Below are 17,702 nucleotides of genomic sequence, written 5' to 3' on the forward strand. Positions count from 1 at the left end.
TTCATAGGTGATGACACTAACTTAAACTTTGTCATATTAAGCGATAAAGATACTCAAAGGAGTAACATTTCATTTATTTTCAATCTTTTACATAAATCATTCTTTATTATATAGGAATGACCTTGTTTTTTCAAACTATACGCTGGGGAAATACTTCTTTTTCTGGTATAATATTGTCTATAATCTGAATGAAAAGGTAAACATTATGAAATTGATCTCATGGAACATTGATTCCCTCAATGCAGCGTTGACGAGTGATTCTGCGCGTGCGAAATTATCACAAGACGTCCTCCAAACATTGGTTGCTGAAGACGCTGATATCATCGCCATCCAAGAAACCAAGCTTTCAGCTACAGGGCCTACTAAAAAACATCTCGAGGTGTTAGAAGAACTCTTCCCTGGATATGAAAATACTTGGCGTTCCTCTCAAGAACCTGCTCGTAAAGGCTATGCTGGGACTATGTTCCTCTATAAGAAAGAACTGACTCCAACTATCAGCTTCCCGGAAATCGGTGCCCCTTCTACTATGGATTCTGAAGGACGCATCATTACCCTAGAATTTGATACATTTTTCGTCACTCAGGTTTACACACCAAACGCTGGCGATGGCCTCAAACGCTTGGAAGAACGTCAAGTCTGGGATGTCAAATATGCAGAGTACTTGGCTCAACTAGACAAGCAAAAACCTGTCCTAGCAACCGGAGACTACAACGTTGCCCACAAGGAAATTGACCTTGCCAACCCAGCCAGCAACCGCCGTTCACCAGGATTTACAGACGAAGAACGTGAAGGATTTACAAACCTTTTAGCCAAAGGATTTACAGATACCTTCCGCCATATCCATGGCGATGTGCCAGAACGCTATACTTGGTGGGCACAACGTAGCAAAACTTCAAAAATCAACAACACAGGCTGGAGAATCGACTACTGGCTCACAAGTAACCGTGTAGCAGACAAGGTTACCAAGTCAGACATGATTGACTCAGGCGCACGCCAAGACCATACACCAATTGTCTTGGAGATTGAGCTCTAAGGAGAAAGCTAATGGACTATCAAGCTGTCATTCCTGAATTTGTAGTATCTGACCTCGAAAAGTCACGCCACTTCTACTGCGACTTATTGGGATTCTCTGTCGAATACGAGCGTCCAGAGGAGAAATTTCTCTTCCTTTCGCTTGAAGACTGCCAACTTATGCTAGAAGAAGGCAACGCAGAAGAATTATCCCAACTGACTTATCCTTTCGGGCGTGGTGTCAATATTTCCTTTGGTATCAAGGATGTCCCTAGGCTCCATCAGAAATTGTTAGAATCCAACTATCCTATTCATCGTCCTTTGACTAAAAGAGAATTTCGTGTTGGTGAACAATATATCTACCCTCATGAATTTGCAGTTTTAGACCCAGATGGCTATTTTTTAAGATTTAGTGAATAGAATAATAAAGCATTAGAGTGGAAAAGTAATAAAAAAAGAGGTGTTTGCCTCTTTTTCTTATTTCTTTTGTCACTTACCTAATTTTAAAGTTCAACAAGTCTATTGTCGAAACAATTCAGATAAAAATCCTTCTCTCAACATTTCTAAGTTAAACACATTAGTAATATGACTAAATGCTTCTGCTAATGGTAAGTGTGCAGTTTTCCATCCTTGACCATCCGTAACCCATACAAATTCAACAGCATCATCTGATGTGACCACGAATTGACTAAGTTCAGTAAATTCACCAGCTACTGCTTTTAATTTACTTCCTCCTCCACCATAGTAATTTGTTTCAATCAGCCAAACCTTATGTTTTTCTCGGGAATAAACTGCAACATCAAATCTTCTCTCAGATTTATCAACAGGTACTTTAATTCCCCACTTATCCTTAATAAATTGGGCTGTAGCTTGAGATTTCCATTCCAATTTTTGTTCCTGAGAAATTTTTGCTACATGTCTCTCTAAAATCCCCTCCATGGTTGTTCCACTTCGGTTTTTTCGTGCATTGCTATCTAATCCAGTCTCTACTCCATAAATATAATCAACTAATGAACGATTAGCATGTTGTTGTAAAAAATTTAATAAACCAGATTGCTCGATAAATTTCAAGTAATCATCTATTCTACTAGTGTCTATCGTTTTGAAATCCAATTGCTCAAAAGACATATTATCATCATTGTCTATTGTAAGAATATCTAAAACTCTATCACGACTTGCAATTAGGCTAGGAATTGCTTTTAACAAATTAGGTTGTTTAGTGAATAAACGTAAAGCTTCTGAATAAATATCATCTTTACCAATTAAGTAGTTCAAAGTATTCAATTCTAATTCATACTTCTTTGTCTCACGGTCAACTTTCTTCCAATTCACATAATACTCTGGAGTTCTATTGGTAATTGATAATGATTCTAAGAAAATCGTTAACCTTTCTTGTGGGGATTTTATTAAATAATTTTTAAAATTCATAATTAATTTTCCTCTTGTTTAGGTAATGGTAAGCCAATCGCATCTAATGGAATATAATTAAAATAATATTTACATCCAACACTAATAATATAATCTAAAGTATCTTTATAACGAGGATTTTTAAACCAATCTTTATCCAATAAATAAGAATAGCAAACTTCTTTATTTAACGGAGAAAAGAGTTTTTTATATTGTTTTAATTTAAAATCACATGTTTGCAACTTTTCATCTACACTTCCTCCACCACTCTGTGTTTTTTTCTCTATGATATATACAGTATTCTTACTAATAACAAAGATTGCTTCATCAGGCAATAATTTGGCGGATATGATTTTAGTATAATCAAAATCATCAATCTCATCAAAATAGCGATATAGGCCGTCTTTTTGGAAAATCTGTCCAACTTCTTCTCCTAAAAAATCGATTCTCCATCTCATTGGTTTTGAACGTTTTTTCGTTCCTTTGATAATTTTTGCCTTTTCACCCTTCCCCTGTCTCTTTGTATCAAGGTCAATATTTTTAATACTATAACCTGGTTGTTTGGATAAAAATGTAGGGAAATCCGTTTGTATTTCAAAAGCTAAACCTGTTTTAGTGTTTGCTCCTCCAATGCCACCCTTTTTCATTGTGTATATTCCAACCTCTTCTTTGCAATTTTCAAATATTCTTTTTCAGCATCAATGCCTATAAATCTTCTACCTAAGCGTTTAGCAACTACTCCAGTTGTTCCACTTCCTACAAACGGGTCTAAAATATAGTCACCTTCTTTAGTAGAAGCCAAAATTATACGTTCCAATAAATATTCTGGTTTTTGTGTTGGATGCTTGCCAGCCCATTTCTCAGCTTTTTTCGTCAATGAACCTGTCCAAACATCTTTCATTTGCTTACCATCATTTAGCTCTTTCATCAAATCGTAATTGTAATAATGACGAGCTTTTTTATCATTTTTTCTTGCCCATAAAATAGTTTCAGTAGAATGAGTAAAATAACGACAGGATAAATTGGGTGCAGGGTTTGTTTTCTGCCAAGTAATATTATTTAGAATTTTAAAACCTTCTTGCTCTAATGACATTCCAACTGAGTAAATATTATGCAAACTCCCTGAAATCCATATAGTCCCATTAGGCTTCAAAACTTCTTTTGCTAAACGAATCCATCTGCGGTTGAACTCATGCTTTTCCTCAAATGAAGAAATCTTGTCCCAATCTCCTTTATCAACGGAAACAACTTGTCCCCCCGAATTAGATATCCCACCATTACTTAAAAAATATGGCGGGTCCGCAAAGATCATATCCATACTCTCTGGTTTCATTTTTGATAATAATTTAAACGTATCTGCATGAACAAGAATCATTTTGTCTTTATTATAGTATGGTTTTGTCATTAAAACACCCCCATACTTATATTCGTTAATTTTCATAATTTGTGACTATAATTTCAGAAATTTTTCCTCGACTGGAAGATTTAGCTCCATTTGTTCGTGTAGCCTCTACATAATGGATATTAAAATCTCGATATAATTCCTCTACTAAATGACTCGATGAATTTGACAACATTACATAAGCGCCTGCATCACTTAGTCTCCTAAATGTATCTCTTAATCTAACTTGGTCCTCATAAGAAAAACCTTCATGAGTATACGATGTAAAAGCGCTTGTCTCAGATAATGGAATATAAGGAGGATCGAAATAGATAAAATCACCTTCTTTAACATCTAAGAGTGCATCCTCAAAATCGCCTGTTCTAATCTCTATTTGATTTTTATTTAGAAAATTTGAAATAACAGATATCAACTCTTCATCAACAATTTTAGGATTTTTATAGCTACCGTATGGTACATTAAATTGATTTTTAGAATTCACTCGATATAAGCCATTAAAATCGACTCTTAGCATATATAGAATTCGAGCAGCTCTTTGGACATCGGACATATTGTTTATTCTATCATCACGATCAGCTGAGCGTAATTGTAAGTAATAATCTTTTGAATTATTTTCTTGATGATACTTCAATAAGTCAATTAACTCCTGAGGATTATCCTTAATTTGTTGATAACAGTTGATTAACTCGGCATTATAATCATTAATAACAGCCCTTTCAGGAGCTAAATCAAAAAATAAGGCCCCCCCTCCGATAAAAGGTTCATAATAATCATTATACGTTTCAGGCATAAGTTCTTTTATGATAGGTAATAATTGTCGTTTACCGCCTGTCCATTTAGTGAATGGTTGTAGAATAACTTTTTTCGTTTGTTCAATATTCATACTTATTATTATACCACATATAAGTAATCATTAGCTTAGTATTTCACTGCTCTTATATATTTCTCTGGAACTTCTTTAACAAATTAAAATGAGTAGGATAGTTTTCCTACTCATTCTTTCTTTTATATCCTCACCTGTCTATCTTCAGATCGTTGTCCTGTGACAAACATGGTGAAGGTTGCCTTGCAGACATTTCGGCCATCTTGGTTGATGATGTCAACATCGACGACACAAGTGGTACGTCCTTGATGGACACATTCTCCTTTGATAGTGAGAACATCCCCTAGATTTCCGGCTTTCAGATAGTTGATGGAAGACTGGAGTGTCACCCCGTCTAATCCTAGCGAAATCACCACAAGACCACTAATTTGATCACATAGGGTAAATAGATAGCCTCCATGGGCATTTCCATAGTAGTTGAGTGAAGAGTCCACTACTTTTGTTGTCACCACCACGTGACCGTCTCTCATTTTTTCAATTTCGTAATTTTCAAAGGCAGATATAGCGTCAAAGTGAAAATCTTTCATACGTTCCTCCTGATATTTCAAACGACACTATGATACTACTTTTCAAGACTCTACGCAAGAGAGAAGCACTTATTCGGGCAAAATACCAACCTGCTCCACAAAGCGCATAAAGGCAGCTTGTCCTTCTTCTGTTTGCTTGTAAACACCTGCATCTTCCAAAACTCGAGCAAAGATTTTTCCAACAGATTCTTGGACGATATTAAGAGCTTGGTCTTTGTCAGTCAATCCAGGATTTGATTCTTTCAACTCATCCGCCCATTCTTGGTGATAATCTGCTACTGAAACATCCTTTCCGACTAGATAAGCTGCTACTTGCTCCACTTCTTCCTTCAAGCGTGGTGGCAAAATTGCCAAGCCCATGACCTCTATCAAGCCGATATTTTCCTTCTTGATATGTTGGACATCCTTGTGGGGATGATAGATACCATCTGGATGCTCGGGAGATGTTTGATTGTCCCGCAAGACCAAATCCAACTCGAACTGCCCATCTCTTTTACGCGCAATCGGTGTGATAGTGTGATGTGGTGTTCCAGCGCTTTCTGCCAAGACTTGGACACTTGGATCTGAGTATTGACGCCAAGCCAGTAAGATTTTATCCGCTAGTTCTGTCAAATCCTCTTTAGAATCTGAAGTTAGTCGAATGACGGACATAGGCCATTGAACAATCCCTGCTTTAACAGTTTTAAAACCTGCAAAGGTAAAGCTTTTCTGAATAGGAGCCACTTCCATTGGGAAAACATGACGACCACCTTGGTAATGATCATGGGTCAGGATGGAGCCACCCACGATTGGCAAATCAGCATTTGAACCAGCAAAGTAGCCTGGAAACTGCTCCACAATCGCTAACAAACGTTCAAAACTTTGGCGACTAATGGCCATAGGACGATGCTTGCTATCTAGGAAAATACAGTGCTCATTAAAGTAAGCGTAAGGCGAATACTGGAAACCCCACTCCTGACCAGAAATATCAAAACGGATAATACGATGATTGCTTCTAGCTGGATGGTTGACACGACCATGATAACCTTCATTCTCCATACAGAGCTGACATTGAGGATAGTTACTCGACTTAACCAACTTAGCTGCCGCTATCTCTTTTGGATCCTTTTCAGGCTTAGAGAGATTGATGGTAATCTCCAGTTCACCGTAGTCAGATGGTACACGATAAGCAATATTCTTTGCGATAGCCTTTAGTTTGATGTAGTCATTTCTCTGACTGAGTTGGTAGAAATCCGCAATTGCCTGCTCTGGTGACTGGGCATAGGTATTCCAAAAATCACGATTAACCTGACTTGGACAAGGCGTTACCAAGTCCATGAGGTCAGCACCGAGAATCTCACGCGCAGCCTGACTATCTTCAATCGTTCCCAATCGAACGGCTTCCTCGACAAGCTGATCTTTTAGTTCAATCAAATCATCTTGGTCAGTCTCAACTTCAAGAACTCCATCTCCCACCAGCGCTAAAACACGATTGGTTAGATAGATTCGATCCAACTCTTCAAAGCTACTTTCTGCAATGACTTTGGTCACAAATTTTTCTACTAAGGTCACTAGACAACCTCCTTCTGACTATTCAAGGATGCGAGTTCCACCTGCCACTTCAGCGATATAGAAACTTGGAGCGTAACCAACGATTTCTTCATAGTGCTTGCCTACAGTTTCTTTAAAGGACTCAACAGCATCCTTTTGAACCAAGGCGATCGCACAACCACCAAAGCCAGCTCCAGTCATACGAGCACCAAGAACACCTTCTTGAGCCCAAGCTATATGAACAAGGGTATCTAATTCCAAGCCAGTTACTTCGTAATCGTGCTCAAGTGAAACATGAGAAGCATTCATCAAACGACCAAACTTGTCTAAGTCTCCTGCTTGAAGAGCTGCTTGTGCTTTAAGCGTACGTTGGTTTTCAAGAACTGCGTGACGAGCACGTTTCAAGCGATTTTCGTCTTTGATCAGGTAGCTATATTCATCAAAAGCCCATTCATCCAATTCACCCAAGGTTTGAATATTCAAGGCCACTTGGAGTTCTTCTACTGCTTCTTCACATTCAGCACGACGTTCATTGTATTTAGAATCCGCAAGTTCACGGCGTTTGTTAGTGTTCATGATAACAACAACATTGTCCTTCAAATCAAGGGGAACCAAGTCGTATTCTAAAGTATTGGTATCAAGGTAAATAGCACGTTGATCTGCCCCCATACCGATAGCAAATTGGTCCATGATACCAGAATTAACCCCAATAAAGTTGTTCTCTGTCAATTTCCCGATTTTTACTAAATCTAAACGGTCCAATTTTAGGTCAAAGAGGTATTCTGCCACGACACCTGTCAATAGCTCCAAAGATGCAGATGAAGACAAACCAGCACCATTTGGGATATTTCCAAATACATAGAAATCAAAACCTTTATCAATCACATGCCCAGCTTCTTGCAAGAAATGAAGGACACCTTTTGGATAGTTGGTCCAGTTGTGCTCTTTCTCAAACTTAAGGTCAGCCAGAGGAACTTCGATAATGCCTTTGTCCTCAAAGTTTGCGGAGTAGAAACGCAAAACTTGATCATCACGCTTGCGTGCAGCTCCATAAGTTCCTAGTGAAATAGCAGCTGGGAAAACATGCCCACCGTTGTAGTCAGTATGCTCCCCAATCAAGTTGATACGGCCTGGTGAGAAGAAAGTTTGATCTGCTTCTTGACCAAAAACCGCAAGAAAGTCCTTGCGAAGTGCATCAGCAGTAAGATGTTGTGTCATATGAATTCTCCTTTGACAATTTGTTAGGTAAAAAAGTTTACCTTGTAATCGTTTTCTTCTATTGTACCCAAGGGTTTTGCTTTGGTCAACATTTTTACCGATATTTTACTAAACTATGAGTAAAAAGATAGAAAAATATGATATAATAACCTAAAAAGGAGGGGAATTATGGCTACACTCAAAGATATTGCTCAGTTAGCCTCTGTCTCAATCGCAACTGTATCCCGTGTCCTCAATCGCGATCAGAGTCTATCTGTCACAGAAGAAACCCGACATCGTATTTTAACTGTCGCCGAAGAACTAGGTTATACCAAACATCTTAAAACAGGCGAAAGTCACAAACTTAAACAAAAGATTGCTATTATCCAGTGGGTCAGCGAACAAGGTGAGTTGGAAGACCTCTACTACTACCAGATTCGACTAGGGATTGAAAATAGAGCTCAAGAATTAGATTATGATATTCTGCGCTATTTTAATGACCAGCCTTTCACGCTCAGTGAAGAAGTTATTGGAATTCTTTGTATTGGAAAATTTAGCCAAGCACAGATTGCCTCATTTGAAGAATATCAAAAACCTCTAGTTTTTCTAGATAGTGATACCATAGCCTTGGGCCACACCTGTGTCATTACAGATTTTAATAATGCTGTTAGACAGGTAGTCGATTACTTTACATACCACGGGATTAAGAAGATTGGTATTTTATCCGGTCTTGAAACTACTACTGACCAAGAAGAAGTCATCGCAGACAAACGCTTAGCTTACTTTAAATCCTATACACAAGAAAAGGGAATTTATAACGAGAAATTCATTTTCCAAGGACTATTTACTGCCCAATCTGGATACGACTTGATGAAAGAGGCTATCGAAAAATTAGGAGATAAACTTCCACAAGCCTTTTTTGCAGCTAGTGATAGTTTGGCAATCGGTGCCCTTCGCGCCCTTCAAGAAGCCAGCATCAGCATACCAGAGCGCGTCAGCATTATTTCCTTTAATGATACTATTCTAACCAAGCAAGTGTTCCCACCCCTTTCCAGTATCTCAGTCTACACCGAAGAAATGGGACGCACAGGAATGGATATTTTGAATAGAGAAGTCCTTCATGGTCGTAAAATTCCAAGCCTCACCATGCTTGGAACCAAATTGACGTTAAGAGAAAGCACCTTACATTAAGTACAACACTTGAACATAAAAAAACCTAATAGAGATTCTCAAATCCTATTAGGTTTTTCTTTTTATACTCAATGAAAATCAAAGAGCAAACTAGGAAGCTAGCCGCAGGTTGCTCAAAGCACTGCTTTGAGGTTGTAGATAAAACTGACGAAGTCAGTCACATATATAATCCAAGGTGAAGCTGAAGTGGTTTGAAGAGATTTTCGAAGAGTATTAATCCATCACAATCATAGACTTGATAGTCTTGCGTTCATCCATAGCCTTGTAAGCTTGGTCGATATCTTTCAGTTTATAGCTTGAAGTAAAGACACGACCTGGATTGATATCACCATCAAGAACAGCTTTGAGCAAGAATTGCTTATCGTACGTTGTTGCAGAAGCTGCTCCACCTGCCACTGAGATATTTTGGGCAAAGGTTGAACCAAGGGCACGGTTATTGTAGTGAGGCACACCGACAAATCCCATGCGCCCTCCATTGTGAAGGACACCGAGCGCTTGCTCTACAGCAGCCTCAGTACCAACACACTCAAGAGCTGCATCTGCTCCTCCGCCAAGGATTTCACGGACCTTGGCAATCCCTTCTTCACCACGCTCAGCTACAACAGCTGTCGCACCTGACTCCAAGGCCATCTGTTGACGGTCTTGGTGGCGACTCATGAGGACGATTTGCGATGCACCACGCATTTTGGCTGCGATAACCGCACATTGACCCACAGCACCATCCCCGATAACGACCACCTTGTCACCTTTTTGCACATTAGCCACACGCGCTGCATGGTAACCGGTCGGCATGACATCAGCAAGTGTTAAAAGTGACTTGAGCATGCCTTCGCTATAATCTGAAGGTTGACCTGGAATTTTCACAAGTGCCCAATTGGCAAAATGGAAACGGATATACTCAGCCTGGACACCACCTGACCAGTTGGTGCCAATATGGCGGTCACAAGTCCCATCATAACCAGCACGACAGGCATCACACTCTCCACAACCATGAGTGAAAGGCGCGATGACAAAGTCACCTGGTTTTACAGTAGTGACAGCCTCACCAACTTCTTCAACGATTCCAATTGCTTCGTGTCCACTATTTTTGTGACCCGCTTTAATATCTGGATTTCGGTAACTCCATAGGTCTGAACCACATACGCAAGCACGAACCACACGGATAATAACATCATCCGTCTCTTGAATACTTGGACGCTTGATTTCCTCAATACCTACCTGACCTGCCTTGGTATAAACTGCTGATCTCATAAACATTTACCTCTCTGTATCTAACTTATTTCAAGTATACACTATTTATGAAGCTTTCGCTCACTTATACTACATCTCATTAATAATGATGTTCATGTTCATATCTTTGGACTGCCTCTATATCCTCCATATTCCGCTTATGGGCTTGATGAGTTTCTAAGTCTGCATCAACTTCAATGGTGATATTTTGAAAACCATAATTTTTGAGTAAAGTTCGAATGGATTCTTTACAAACTTCCATCTGTTCAATTTCTTTTAGACAAACATGGACGATGGCATTTTTTTCCAAGCCATCCATAGTCCAAAGGTTAAGCTGATTGATACTAGCGACATGATCCAATTGCTCCAAGTCGCTCTTTACTTGCTTGATATCTACTCCTTCTGGTACAGCATCTAAGAAAATCTTAAGTGTAGACCAAAAACGTGGAATAGCTTTTGAGAGAATAAAGATCGAAATGACCAGAGATAAGAGCGGATCCAGAATATACCAGTCGGTAAATCGCAGAACAATGGCCATCAGGATAACAGCCACCCAACCCAGAGTATCTTCCAGAAAATGCAGGCTCAAAATAGACTCATTCTTTGTTTTTCCCTTACGAACTACTAGACTTGCCAACACATTGATACTAACCGCTATGATTCCTAGCCAGAGGATTCCCTCATCATTGACCGGTTGTGGATGAAAGAGTTTCGTTATATTTTCTAAGATAACCAGAACAGAGCCTGTCATGAGAATCACAGCCGTTACCAAGGCACCTAGAAGGCTAAACCGTTTGTAACCCAAGGTATAGTGGCTGTCCTCTTCACGATTGGAGATAGTTTCAAGAAAAGCTGATACCCCAATTGCGATTGCATCTCCAAGATCATGGACAGAGTCCGCAAGAACCGCACTAGAGCCAAATACTCCACCTGCGATAAACTCAACAATGGCATAACTTAAATTCAAGAAAAAAGCTAACCAAACTGCATGTTTTGTCTTCATAATCCTATTTCCTCTGATATAATAGATTCATGAACATCTTGTTCATTATCATTATCTAACATTCATTACAGAAAGGATAGGAGCAAACTGTTTACTTTGTAAGATACTGAACAGTTTGTTCAAAATGTCCATATGACTAGTCAAGATCGTCGCATTACCAAGACACGAAAAGCTATCTATACTGCTTTTTTACAATTACTAAATCAAAAAAGCTTTGAAACGATTACCGTTCAGGAGATAATAGACCTAGCAGATGTCGGTCGTTCCACCTTTTATAGCCATTATGAAAGTAAAGAAATACTCCTAGACGAGCTCTGCCGTTATCTCTTTCATCATCTTTTTGAACGCGAGAAAAATATATCTACAGAAGCTTATTTGTCCCATATCTTTTCACATTTTAAGAAAAACCAGGACCACGTCACCAGCCTCCTTTTCTCAAAAAATGACTACTTCCTCCGTCAATTACAGAAAGAGCTAGAACATCATGTTTACCCCATGGTAGCAGAGGACTTACAAGTTGCCTATCCTAATATTCCTGCTTCCTACCTCAAGCACTTTGTTGTAACTAACTTTATCGAAACACTAACCTGGTGGCTCAAAAAAGGGAAATCTTATAAGGAAGACCAAGTAGTGAGATTTTACTTAGACGTCATGGAAATGAACTCTAAAAAACTATAGATTCAAATACTAAATGAAAGGAAGAATCCTATGTAGACCTTTATCTTTCTTGCACTCATCATTCTTATACTAACTCTGCCCTTCTCCCTCTATCACCTGATAGTGGCAGGTTTAGCTATTGCTCAAAAAAACTTTAACAGAGGGATCAAATGTATGTTCATGGGTAGTATTCTCACGATGCTTTCTCTTTTTCTTCATTTCTATATGCCTATTATGTTTGAGATTTTTATACCCATCATTTCTCTATTACTTTGGATAATCGGAGTTATCCTCATCTGTTACGGAGCCTATTGGAATGACAAACAGAAAGGCAGTTTTAAAAAGTCACACCATATCATCAGAATTACATTTGCTATCTTATTAACACTTATACTACTTTTAATCTAATAGAAAAACCCTATCTTGTCTTAAACAAGATGGGGTTTTTGTTAGTATAAAGTCTTTTCTACGTTTATTTTTGAAGAATTCCTTCTTGAAGGAGAAAGTCCCGTGCTACTTCTTCAGCAGACTTGCCTTCTACTCCGACTTGATAGTTCATCTGACTCATCTGGCTCTCGGTGATTTTACCAGCTAGTTTATTGAGGACTGCTTCCAACTCAGGATGTTTTTCGAGTAATTCAGCTTTCATCAGCGGAGCGCCTTGGTATGGAGGGAAGAGTTGTTTATCGTCCTCCAAAACCACTAAATCATAGCGAGCAATTTCAGCATCTGTTGAGTAAGCATCTGTAATTTGAATGTCACCTGACTGGATGGCTTGGTAGCGAAGAGCTGGTTCCATAGTGGCTACATTGAGATTTAATCCATAAACAGACTTCAAGCCCTTGTTTCCATCCTCACGGTCATTAAACTCCAGAGTGAATCCCGCCTTGAGCTGTCCTTCTACTTTTTTCAAGTCTGAAATCGTCTTAAGCCCATATTCTTGCGCAATTTTTTTAGGAACTGCTATAGCATAAGTATTTTGATAAGCCATGGGTTTAAGGAAGGCTAGTTGATCCTGTTTGGCAATACCATCACGAGCCACCTCGTAAACCTTTTCTGGGTCATGCCCAATTTGTGGAGATGATTGGAGGAGACTCTCTGTCACTGTTCCAGAAAATTCTGGATAGATATCAATGTCCCCTTTTTTCAGCGCTTGGTAAAGAAAGTCTGTCTTCCCAAAGTTAGGCTTGACCGTCACCGTCATATCCGTATTTTCCTCGATGAGAAGTTTATACATATTCATGAGAATCTCAGGTTCAGGTCCTAACTTCCCAGCTATAACCAGATTTTCTTTCTCTTTATTTGGAATCATGCTTGGAACATAACTAACTCCCAAACCAAGGACCATGACAGCAAAGGTCGAAACAATCGTACGCAACTTTGCCTTTTCCAACCATTTGAGAATGACATTAAAGAGAATGGCCAAGATGGCTGATGAGATTGCTCCGATTAAAATGAGACTAGCATTCCGACGATCAATTCCCAAAAGGATAAAGGAGCCCAATCCACCAGCTCCCACAAGAGCTGCTAGAGTCGCTGTCCCAATAATCATAACGGTTGCTGTACGAACCCCCGATACAATGACAGGCATAGCAAGGGGAATTTCAAACTTCTTGAGTCGCTCCCACTTGGTCATCCCAAAAGCAATTCCTGCCTCCTCAAGACTAGGATCAATGCCATTCAGGGCTGTGATTGTATTTTCTAAAATCGGGAAAATAGCGTAAATGACAAGGGCTGTGAGTGCTGGTAAGGTTCCAATCCCCATGAAAGGAATAAAGAGCCCCAACAAGGCCATTGAAGGAATGGTCTGGAAGATACCTGCAACTTGTAGCACCCAGGTCGCTGCTTTTTTGTGATCATTTAGATAAACCGCAAGTGGGATGGTCAGAAAAATAGCGACCAATAAGGTCAAAAGAGATAATTGTAAGTGTTGTCCCAGAGCTGTTACCCATTCACTAAATCGCTCCTGAAAGGTTGAAATGAAATTAGACATGAAGGCCACCTCCAAACAAGTTCGCTACAAAGTCTGTCGCAGGTGCTTGTAAAATTGTTTCAGGGTCAGCGACCTGGCAAATCTCCCCATCCTGTAAAACAGCAATTCGATCGCCTAATTTTAAGGCCTCGTCCGTGTCATGAGTCACGAAGATAGTGGTCATACCAAACTCTTTGTGCAATTTTTTAGTCAGAGCCTGCAACTGCTTACGAGAAATGGCATCTAGAGCAGAGAAAGGCTCATCCATCAGTAAGATTTTTGGCTCCGCAATGATGGCCCGCACAATCCCAATCCGTTGTTGCTCCCCACCCGATAACTCGCTAGGCTTGCGCTCTGCATACTCTGCAGCAGGCAGCCCCACCTTGTCCAAGAGTTCTTCTGTTTTAGAGGCTATTTGTTCCTTACTCCAGCCCTTCATCTCAGGAATCAGTGCAATATTTTCAGCAACCGTTAGATTTGGAAAGAGAGCAATGGCCTGCAAAACATAACCAGTAGAAAGACGTAACTCCCGTTCATCATAGTCCTTGATCCGTTTTCCATCCATGTATATATTGCCATCAGTCGGCTCCAAAAGACGGTTAATCATCTTGATCATGGTGGTCTTTCCAGATCCTGAAGGACCCACTAGCACCATGAATTCTCCATTTTCAATGCGGAGATTGACATCTTTTAAAATGTCCTTATCCGTGTAGCGCAGGACTACATTTTTATATTCAATCATATTCTTCCTCACCATCTCCTTAAAAGCTAAGATCCTTATCTCACTTTTTATAAGAGTGTAATCGTTATTATAACATTGTAATACTAGATATTACATCTGTCAACGATTTTGATTTGAAATCATATATAAGAAAAAGAGTTTGGCTAAGGCCAAACTCTCCATTATGATTGATTACTCTTCTTCCACCAAACGTTTAAACTCTGCTTGGATCTCTGTATTTTCTGTCGGTTTTAAGTACATGATTCCACCATTTGTCGTTGGTGAATGAAAAACAATCGCTTCTCCTGTTTTAGTTATCGCAAAGAAGTAACTATGAACATCCGGGTATTTATCCCAATTACTATAACGCTCTACTATTCGGTACTGGGCATTTCCTAGACCTGTATCCGTATACTCAGCATTCATTTTCTCACTTGGTCCATCATCCCTAAGTGTATAGAGGTGGTCAGCCCCCACATCTCCTCCTGCGATCCCCTTTTGGTAATTGGGCTGTCCTAGTCTTTCTCCCCAGCCCTTTATAAAAGCTTCTAGTTTGGCAGATTTGTTGGCATTCCAAGGAGCTTTTTGCTTTTCTCCCGAAATGGTCGTACTAGTAGAGCTTTCAAATTTCTGCCAATCTAGTTGCTTGAAGTTCATTAATTCTACTTCTGTCTTACCAAAGTCAGAGTGCAAACTTTTATTCCCAGGAACTCGAATATCCTGTTCTTGTAGTTTACTTGCAACTTGCTGGTTTAAATTCAGATGATAGAGTACTCCTCTACCTTCTCCTGTTCCAGAAGACCAACTTAATTCCAGGATATCGCCACCCTTATAGATATTCATAGAATTTCTGGAACCACCATGGCCGGCTACAAAACCTTCTGCTAAAAGAACCGGTTTCTCATTTACAAGATAATAAAGACCCGAAATAAAATAATCACCATTAGATTGCTCAACGCCTACTAATAATTCCTCTACACCATCTTGATTAAGATCCGCATAGGTATAACGCATCTTATCTGATTGAAAAACTGCATTTTCAACAGACCAACTATTGATAGGGCGTTCAGTGCCTTGTAAACTCTTATAGAGACCAGAGATTGCATTTACATCCTTCGGTGTAGAAAGTATTTTTTGGTAATTATCAAAAACTGGCTTGTAAAATTCTTTAAAATTTTTCTTAGACTCTACGGAAGTTTGTTCATTAGTATTTGATTGACTAACAGTAGTTGATAAACTAAGATCCTGACTGGAATTTTCGGAACTATGATTACTACAGCCAAACATAAAAAGACTCATGAATAGAACTAGCAAGACTCCTAAAATACCCTTTTCTTCCATAACAAACTCCTTTATAATTATCTAATTATTGTAGTGATTGCACTTACATTATATCAAATGTTTAAGAGTTATAAAAATAATAATATAAGACTAAGATAATAAAAAAAGAGCTATAAAGCTCTTTAATTACGGAGAATAAGGGATTCGAACCCTTGCGCCGGTTACCCGACCTAACGATTTAGCAAACCGTCCTCTTCAGCCTCTTGAGTAATTCTCCTATTAATGGGCACGAGTGGACTCGAACCACCGACCTCACGCTTATCAGGCGTGCGCTCTAACCACCTGAGCTACGCGCCCAAGTAAAAACTTGGTACTTGAACAAAGTTCAAAGCGGGTGACGAGAATCGAACTCGCGACAACAGCTTGGAAGGCTGTAGTTTTACCACTAAACTACACCCGCATAGTATCATATTAAAAAAATGGCGCGAGACGGAATCGAACCGCCGACACATGGAGCTTCAATCCATTGCTCTACCAACTGAGCTACCGAGCCAAATATTGCGGGAGCAGGATTTGAACCTACGACCTTCGGGTTATGAGCCCGACGAGCTACCGAGCTGCTCCATCCCGCGTTAATAATAAATAAAGGAGGATGTGGGATTCGAACCCACGCACGCTTTTACACGCCTGACGGTTTTCAAGACCGTTCCCTTCAGCCGGACTTGGGTAATCCTCCATCATTCCAATGGACCTTGTAGGACTTGAACCTACGACCACTCGGTTATGAGCCGAGAGCTCTAACCAGCTGAGCTAAAGGTCCAACAAGATCATTATAGCGGCGAAGGGGATCGAACCCCCGACCTCCCGGGTATGAACCGGACGCTCTAGCCAGCTGAGCTACACCGCCATCAATCGGGAAGACAGGATTCGAACCTGCGACACCTTGGTCCCAAACCAAGTACTCTACCAAGCTGAGCTACTTCCCGAATTAAATTGTTAATGCACCCTAGAGGAGTCGAACCTCTAACCGCCTGATTCGTAGTCAGGTACTCTATCCAGTTGAGCTAAGGGTGCTCTTCAATATATGCCGAGGACCGGAATCGAACCGGTACGATCGTTACCAATCGCAGGATTTTAAGTCCTGTGCGTCTGCCAGTTCCGCCACCCCGGCCTCTATAAGCGAACGACGGGATTCGAACCCGCGACCCCCACCTTGGCAAGGTGGTGTTCTACCACTGAACTACGTTCGCATCGACTCTGGTTTATATTAAAAAAAATGCCGGCTACATGACTTGAACACGCGACCCTCTGATTACAAATCAGATGCTCTACCAACTGAGCTAAGCCGGCTGATTTCTATTATGCGGGTTAAGGGACTTGAACCCCCACGCCGTTAAGCGCCAGATCCTAAATCTGGTGCGTCTGCCAATTCCGCCAAACCCGCAAATATGACCCGTACTGGGCTCGAACCAGTGACCCATTGATTAAAAGTCAATTGCTCTACCAACTGAGCTAACGAGTCAAATAACTTTCGTTATTACGGTCCCGACGGGAATCGAACCCGCGATCTTCGCCGTGACAGGGCGACGTGATAACCGCTACACTACGGGACCTATGGGAGTTAACGGGATCGAACCGCTGACCCTCTGCTTGTAAGGCAGATGCTCTCCCAGCTGAGCTAAACTCCCTC

Annotated in this window: 16 protein-coding genes and 17 tRNA genes; 4 read left to right on the forward strand and 29 right to left on the reverse strand. The window is 40.2% G+C overall.

The genetic code is table 11. The annotated features are described in order from the left end of the window. Positions 1–205 precede the first annotated feature (205 nt). Together ACESNQ_RS06415 and ACESNQ_RS06420 are read left to right on the forward strand one after the other, a co-directional pair. The gene (locus ACESNQ_RS06415; RefSeq protein ID WP_006152698.1) at positions 206–1,033 is read left to right on the forward strand and encodes an exodeoxyribonuclease III; all 828 of its coding nucleotides are present in this window, start codon (positions 206–208) and stop codon (positions 1,031–1,033) included. A gap of 11 nt (positions 1,034–1,044) precedes the next feature. Next, positions 1,045–1,431 carry a bleomycin resistance protein gene (locus ACESNQ_RS06420; RefSeq protein ID WP_373075827.1) on the forward strand — a complete coding sequence of 129 codons (387 nt, stop codon included), beginning with the start codon at positions 1,045–1,047 and terminating at the stop codon, positions 1,429–1,431. 99 nt (positions 1,432–1,530) lie between these two features. Here ACESNQ_RS06420 and ACESNQ_RS06425 read toward each other — a convergent pair whose 3' ends face one another. The 7 genes from ACESNQ_RS06425 to ACESNQ_RS06455 form a co-directional block, all read right to left on the reverse strand. Beyond that, entirely contained in the window at positions 1,531–2,439 is a 909-nt protein-coding gene (locus ACESNQ_RS06425) for a type II restriction endonuclease (RefSeq protein WP_373075828.1), read from the reverse strand. 2 nt (positions 2,440–2,441) lie between these two features. Next, positions 2,442–3,065: a hypothetical protein gene (locus ACESNQ_RS06430; protein WP_247912901.1), complete on the reverse strand. Its 624-nt coding sequence runs from the start codon at positions 3,063–3,065 to the stop codon at positions 2,442–2,444. Then, positions 3,062–3,859 (reverse strand): DNA methyltransferase, encoded by a 798-nt coding sequence (locus ACESNQ_RS06435; RefSeq protein WP_368909844.1) that lies wholly within the window; start codon positions 3,857–3,859, stop codon positions 3,062–3,064. Before ACESNQ_RS06435 ends, ACESNQ_RS06430 begins: the two co-directional genes overlap by 4 nt. After that, positions 3,849–4,703, reverse strand: a complete 855-nt coding sequence (locus tag ACESNQ_RS06440; protein WP_368909843.1) for a DNA adenine methylase — start codon at positions 4,701–4,703, stop codon at positions 3,849–3,851. The genes ACESNQ_RS06435 and ACESNQ_RS06440 overlap by 11 nt, the downstream gene beginning before the upstream one ends. Before the next feature lie 122 nt (positions 4,704–4,825). Next, positions 4,826–5,230 (reverse strand): PaaI family thioesterase, encoded by a 405-nt coding sequence (locus ACESNQ_RS06445; RefSeq protein WP_006152721.1) that lies wholly within the window; start codon positions 5,228–5,230, stop codon positions 4,826–4,828. A gap of 69 nt (positions 5,231–5,299) precedes the next feature. Then, the gene (locus ACESNQ_RS06450) at positions 5,300–6,781 is read right to left on the reverse strand and encodes a UDP-glucose--hexose-1-phosphate uridylyltransferase (RefSeq protein ID WP_373075829.1); all 1,482 of its coding nucleotides are present in this window, start codon (positions 6,779–6,781) and stop codon (positions 5,300–5,302) included. A gap of 18 nt (positions 6,782–6,799) precedes the next feature. Beyond that, positions 6,800–7,978, reverse strand: coding sequence for a galactokinase (locus tag ACESNQ_RS06455; RefSeq protein ID WP_373075830.1), 1,179 nt, complete (start codon positions 7,976–7,978; stop codon positions 6,800–6,802). Between the two features lie 168 nt (positions 7,979–8,146). On the opposite strand from ACESNQ_RS06455, the gene ACESNQ_RS06460 reads away from it, so the two are divergent. Continuing rightward, positions 8,147–9,148: a LacI family DNA-binding transcriptional regulator gene (locus ACESNQ_RS06460; RefSeq protein WP_373075831.1), complete on the forward strand. Its 1,002-nt coding sequence runs from the start codon at positions 8,147–8,149 to the stop codon at positions 9,146–9,148. 213 nt (positions 9,149–9,361) lie between these two features. Here ACESNQ_RS06460 and ACESNQ_RS06465 read toward each other — a convergent pair whose 3' ends face one another. After that, the gene (locus ACESNQ_RS06465) at positions 9,362–10,399 is read right to left on the reverse strand and encodes a zinc-binding dehydrogenase (protein WP_373075840.1); all 1,038 of its coding nucleotides are present in this window, start codon (positions 10,397–10,399) and stop codon (positions 9,362–9,364) included. A gap of 79 nt (positions 10,400–10,478) precedes the next feature. Next, entirely contained in the window at positions 10,479–11,381 is a 903-nt protein-coding gene (locus ACESNQ_RS06470; RefSeq protein WP_006148988.1) for a cation diffusion facilitator family transporter, read from the reverse strand. A 132-nt stretch (positions 11,382–11,513) separates the two neighbouring features. Between ACESNQ_RS06470 and ACESNQ_RS06475 the strand changes: the two genes are divergently transcribed. Next, positions 11,514–12,059, forward strand: coding sequence for a TetR/AcrR family transcriptional regulator (locus ACESNQ_RS06475; RefSeq protein WP_006152768.1), 546 nt, complete (start codon positions 11,514–11,516; stop codon positions 12,057–12,059). A 451-nt stretch (positions 12,060–12,510) separates the two neighbouring features. On the opposite strand, the gene ACESNQ_RS06480 is transcribed toward ACESNQ_RS06475, so the two are convergent. The 20 genes from ACESNQ_RS06480 to ACESNQ_RS06575 all read right to left on the reverse strand — a co-directional run bounded on the left by ACESNQ_RS06480 (position 12,511) and on the right by ACESNQ_RS06575 (position 17,700). Further along, a complete protein-coding gene (locus ACESNQ_RS06480; protein ID WP_373075832.1) occupies positions 12,511–14,031 on the reverse strand; it encodes an ABC transporter permease/substrate-binding protein in 1,521 nt (506 codons plus the stop codon). Then, positions 14,024–14,752, reverse strand: a complete 729-nt coding sequence (locus ACESNQ_RS06485) for an ABC transporter ATP-binding protein (RefSeq protein ID WP_373075833.1) — start codon at positions 14,750–14,752, stop codon at positions 14,024–14,026. The genes ACESNQ_RS06480 and ACESNQ_RS06485 overlap by 8 nt, the downstream gene beginning before the upstream one ends. Before the next feature lie 171 nt (positions 14,753–14,923). Next, a complete protein-coding gene (locus tag ACESNQ_RS06490; protein WP_373075834.1) occupies positions 14,924–16,072 on the reverse strand; it encodes a DUF4767 domain-containing protein in 1,149 nt (382 codons plus the stop codon). Between the two features lie 129 nt (positions 16,073–16,201). After that, positions 16,202–16,289, reverse strand: a tRNA-Ser gene (locus ACESNQ_RS06495). A 6-nt stretch (positions 16,290–16,295) separates the two neighbouring features. Continuing rightward, a tRNA-Ile gene (locus ACESNQ_RS06500) sits at positions 16,296–16,369 on the reverse strand. Positions 16,370–16,401: 32 nt separating this feature from the next. Next, positions 16,402–16,472: transfer RNA gene (locus ACESNQ_RS06505), tRNA-Gly, on the reverse strand. A gap of 20 nt (positions 16,473–16,492) precedes the next feature. Next, positions 16,493–16,565: transfer RNA gene (locus ACESNQ_RS06510), tRNA-Phe, on the reverse strand. Positions 16,566–16,570: 5 nt separating this feature from the next. After that, positions 16,571–16,644: transfer RNA gene (locus ACESNQ_RS06515), tRNA-Met, on the reverse strand. Between the two features lie 14 nt (positions 16,645–16,658). After that, positions 16,659–16,748 (reverse strand) — tRNA-Ser (locus ACESNQ_RS06520). 10 nt (positions 16,749–16,758) lie between these two features. Further along, positions 16,759–16,832, reverse strand: a tRNA-Ile gene (locus tag ACESNQ_RS06525). 13 nt (positions 16,833–16,845) lie between these two features. After that, a tRNA-Met gene (locus ACESNQ_RS06530) sits at positions 16,846–16,919 on the reverse strand. A gap of 5 nt (positions 16,920–16,924) precedes the next feature. Further along, a tRNA-Pro gene (locus tag ACESNQ_RS06535) sits at positions 16,925–16,998 on the reverse strand. 14 nt (positions 16,999–17,012) lie between these two features. Then, positions 17,013–17,086 (reverse strand) — tRNA-Arg (locus ACESNQ_RS06540). 11 nt (positions 17,087–17,097) lie between these two features. Next, positions 17,098–17,183: transfer RNA gene (locus ACESNQ_RS06545), tRNA-Leu, on the reverse strand. 7 nt (positions 17,184–17,190) lie between these two features. Continuing rightward, positions 17,191–17,262: transfer RNA gene (locus tag ACESNQ_RS06550), tRNA-Gly, on the reverse strand. Positions 17,263–17,289: 27 nt separating this feature from the next. Next, positions 17,290–17,362 (reverse strand) — tRNA-Thr (locus ACESNQ_RS06555). 12 nt (positions 17,363–17,374) lie between these two features. After that, a tRNA-Leu gene (locus ACESNQ_RS06560) sits at positions 17,375–17,456 on the reverse strand. 5 nt (positions 17,457–17,461) lie between these two features. Beyond that, positions 17,462–17,534 (reverse strand) — tRNA-Lys (locus ACESNQ_RS06565). Between the two features lie 18 nt (positions 17,535–17,552). Beyond that, positions 17,553–17,625, reverse strand: a tRNA-Asp gene (locus ACESNQ_RS06570). 2 nt (positions 17,626–17,627) lie between these two features. Next, positions 17,628–17,700: transfer RNA gene (locus tag ACESNQ_RS06575), tRNA-Val, on the reverse strand. Between the last annotated feature and the right edge of the window lie 2 nt (positions 17,701–17,702).

The sequence above is a fragment of the Streptococcus infantis genome, assembly GCF_964243025.1.
GTDB lineage: Bacteria > Bacillota > Bacilli > Lactobacillales > Streptococcaceae > Streptococcus > Streptococcus infantis_N.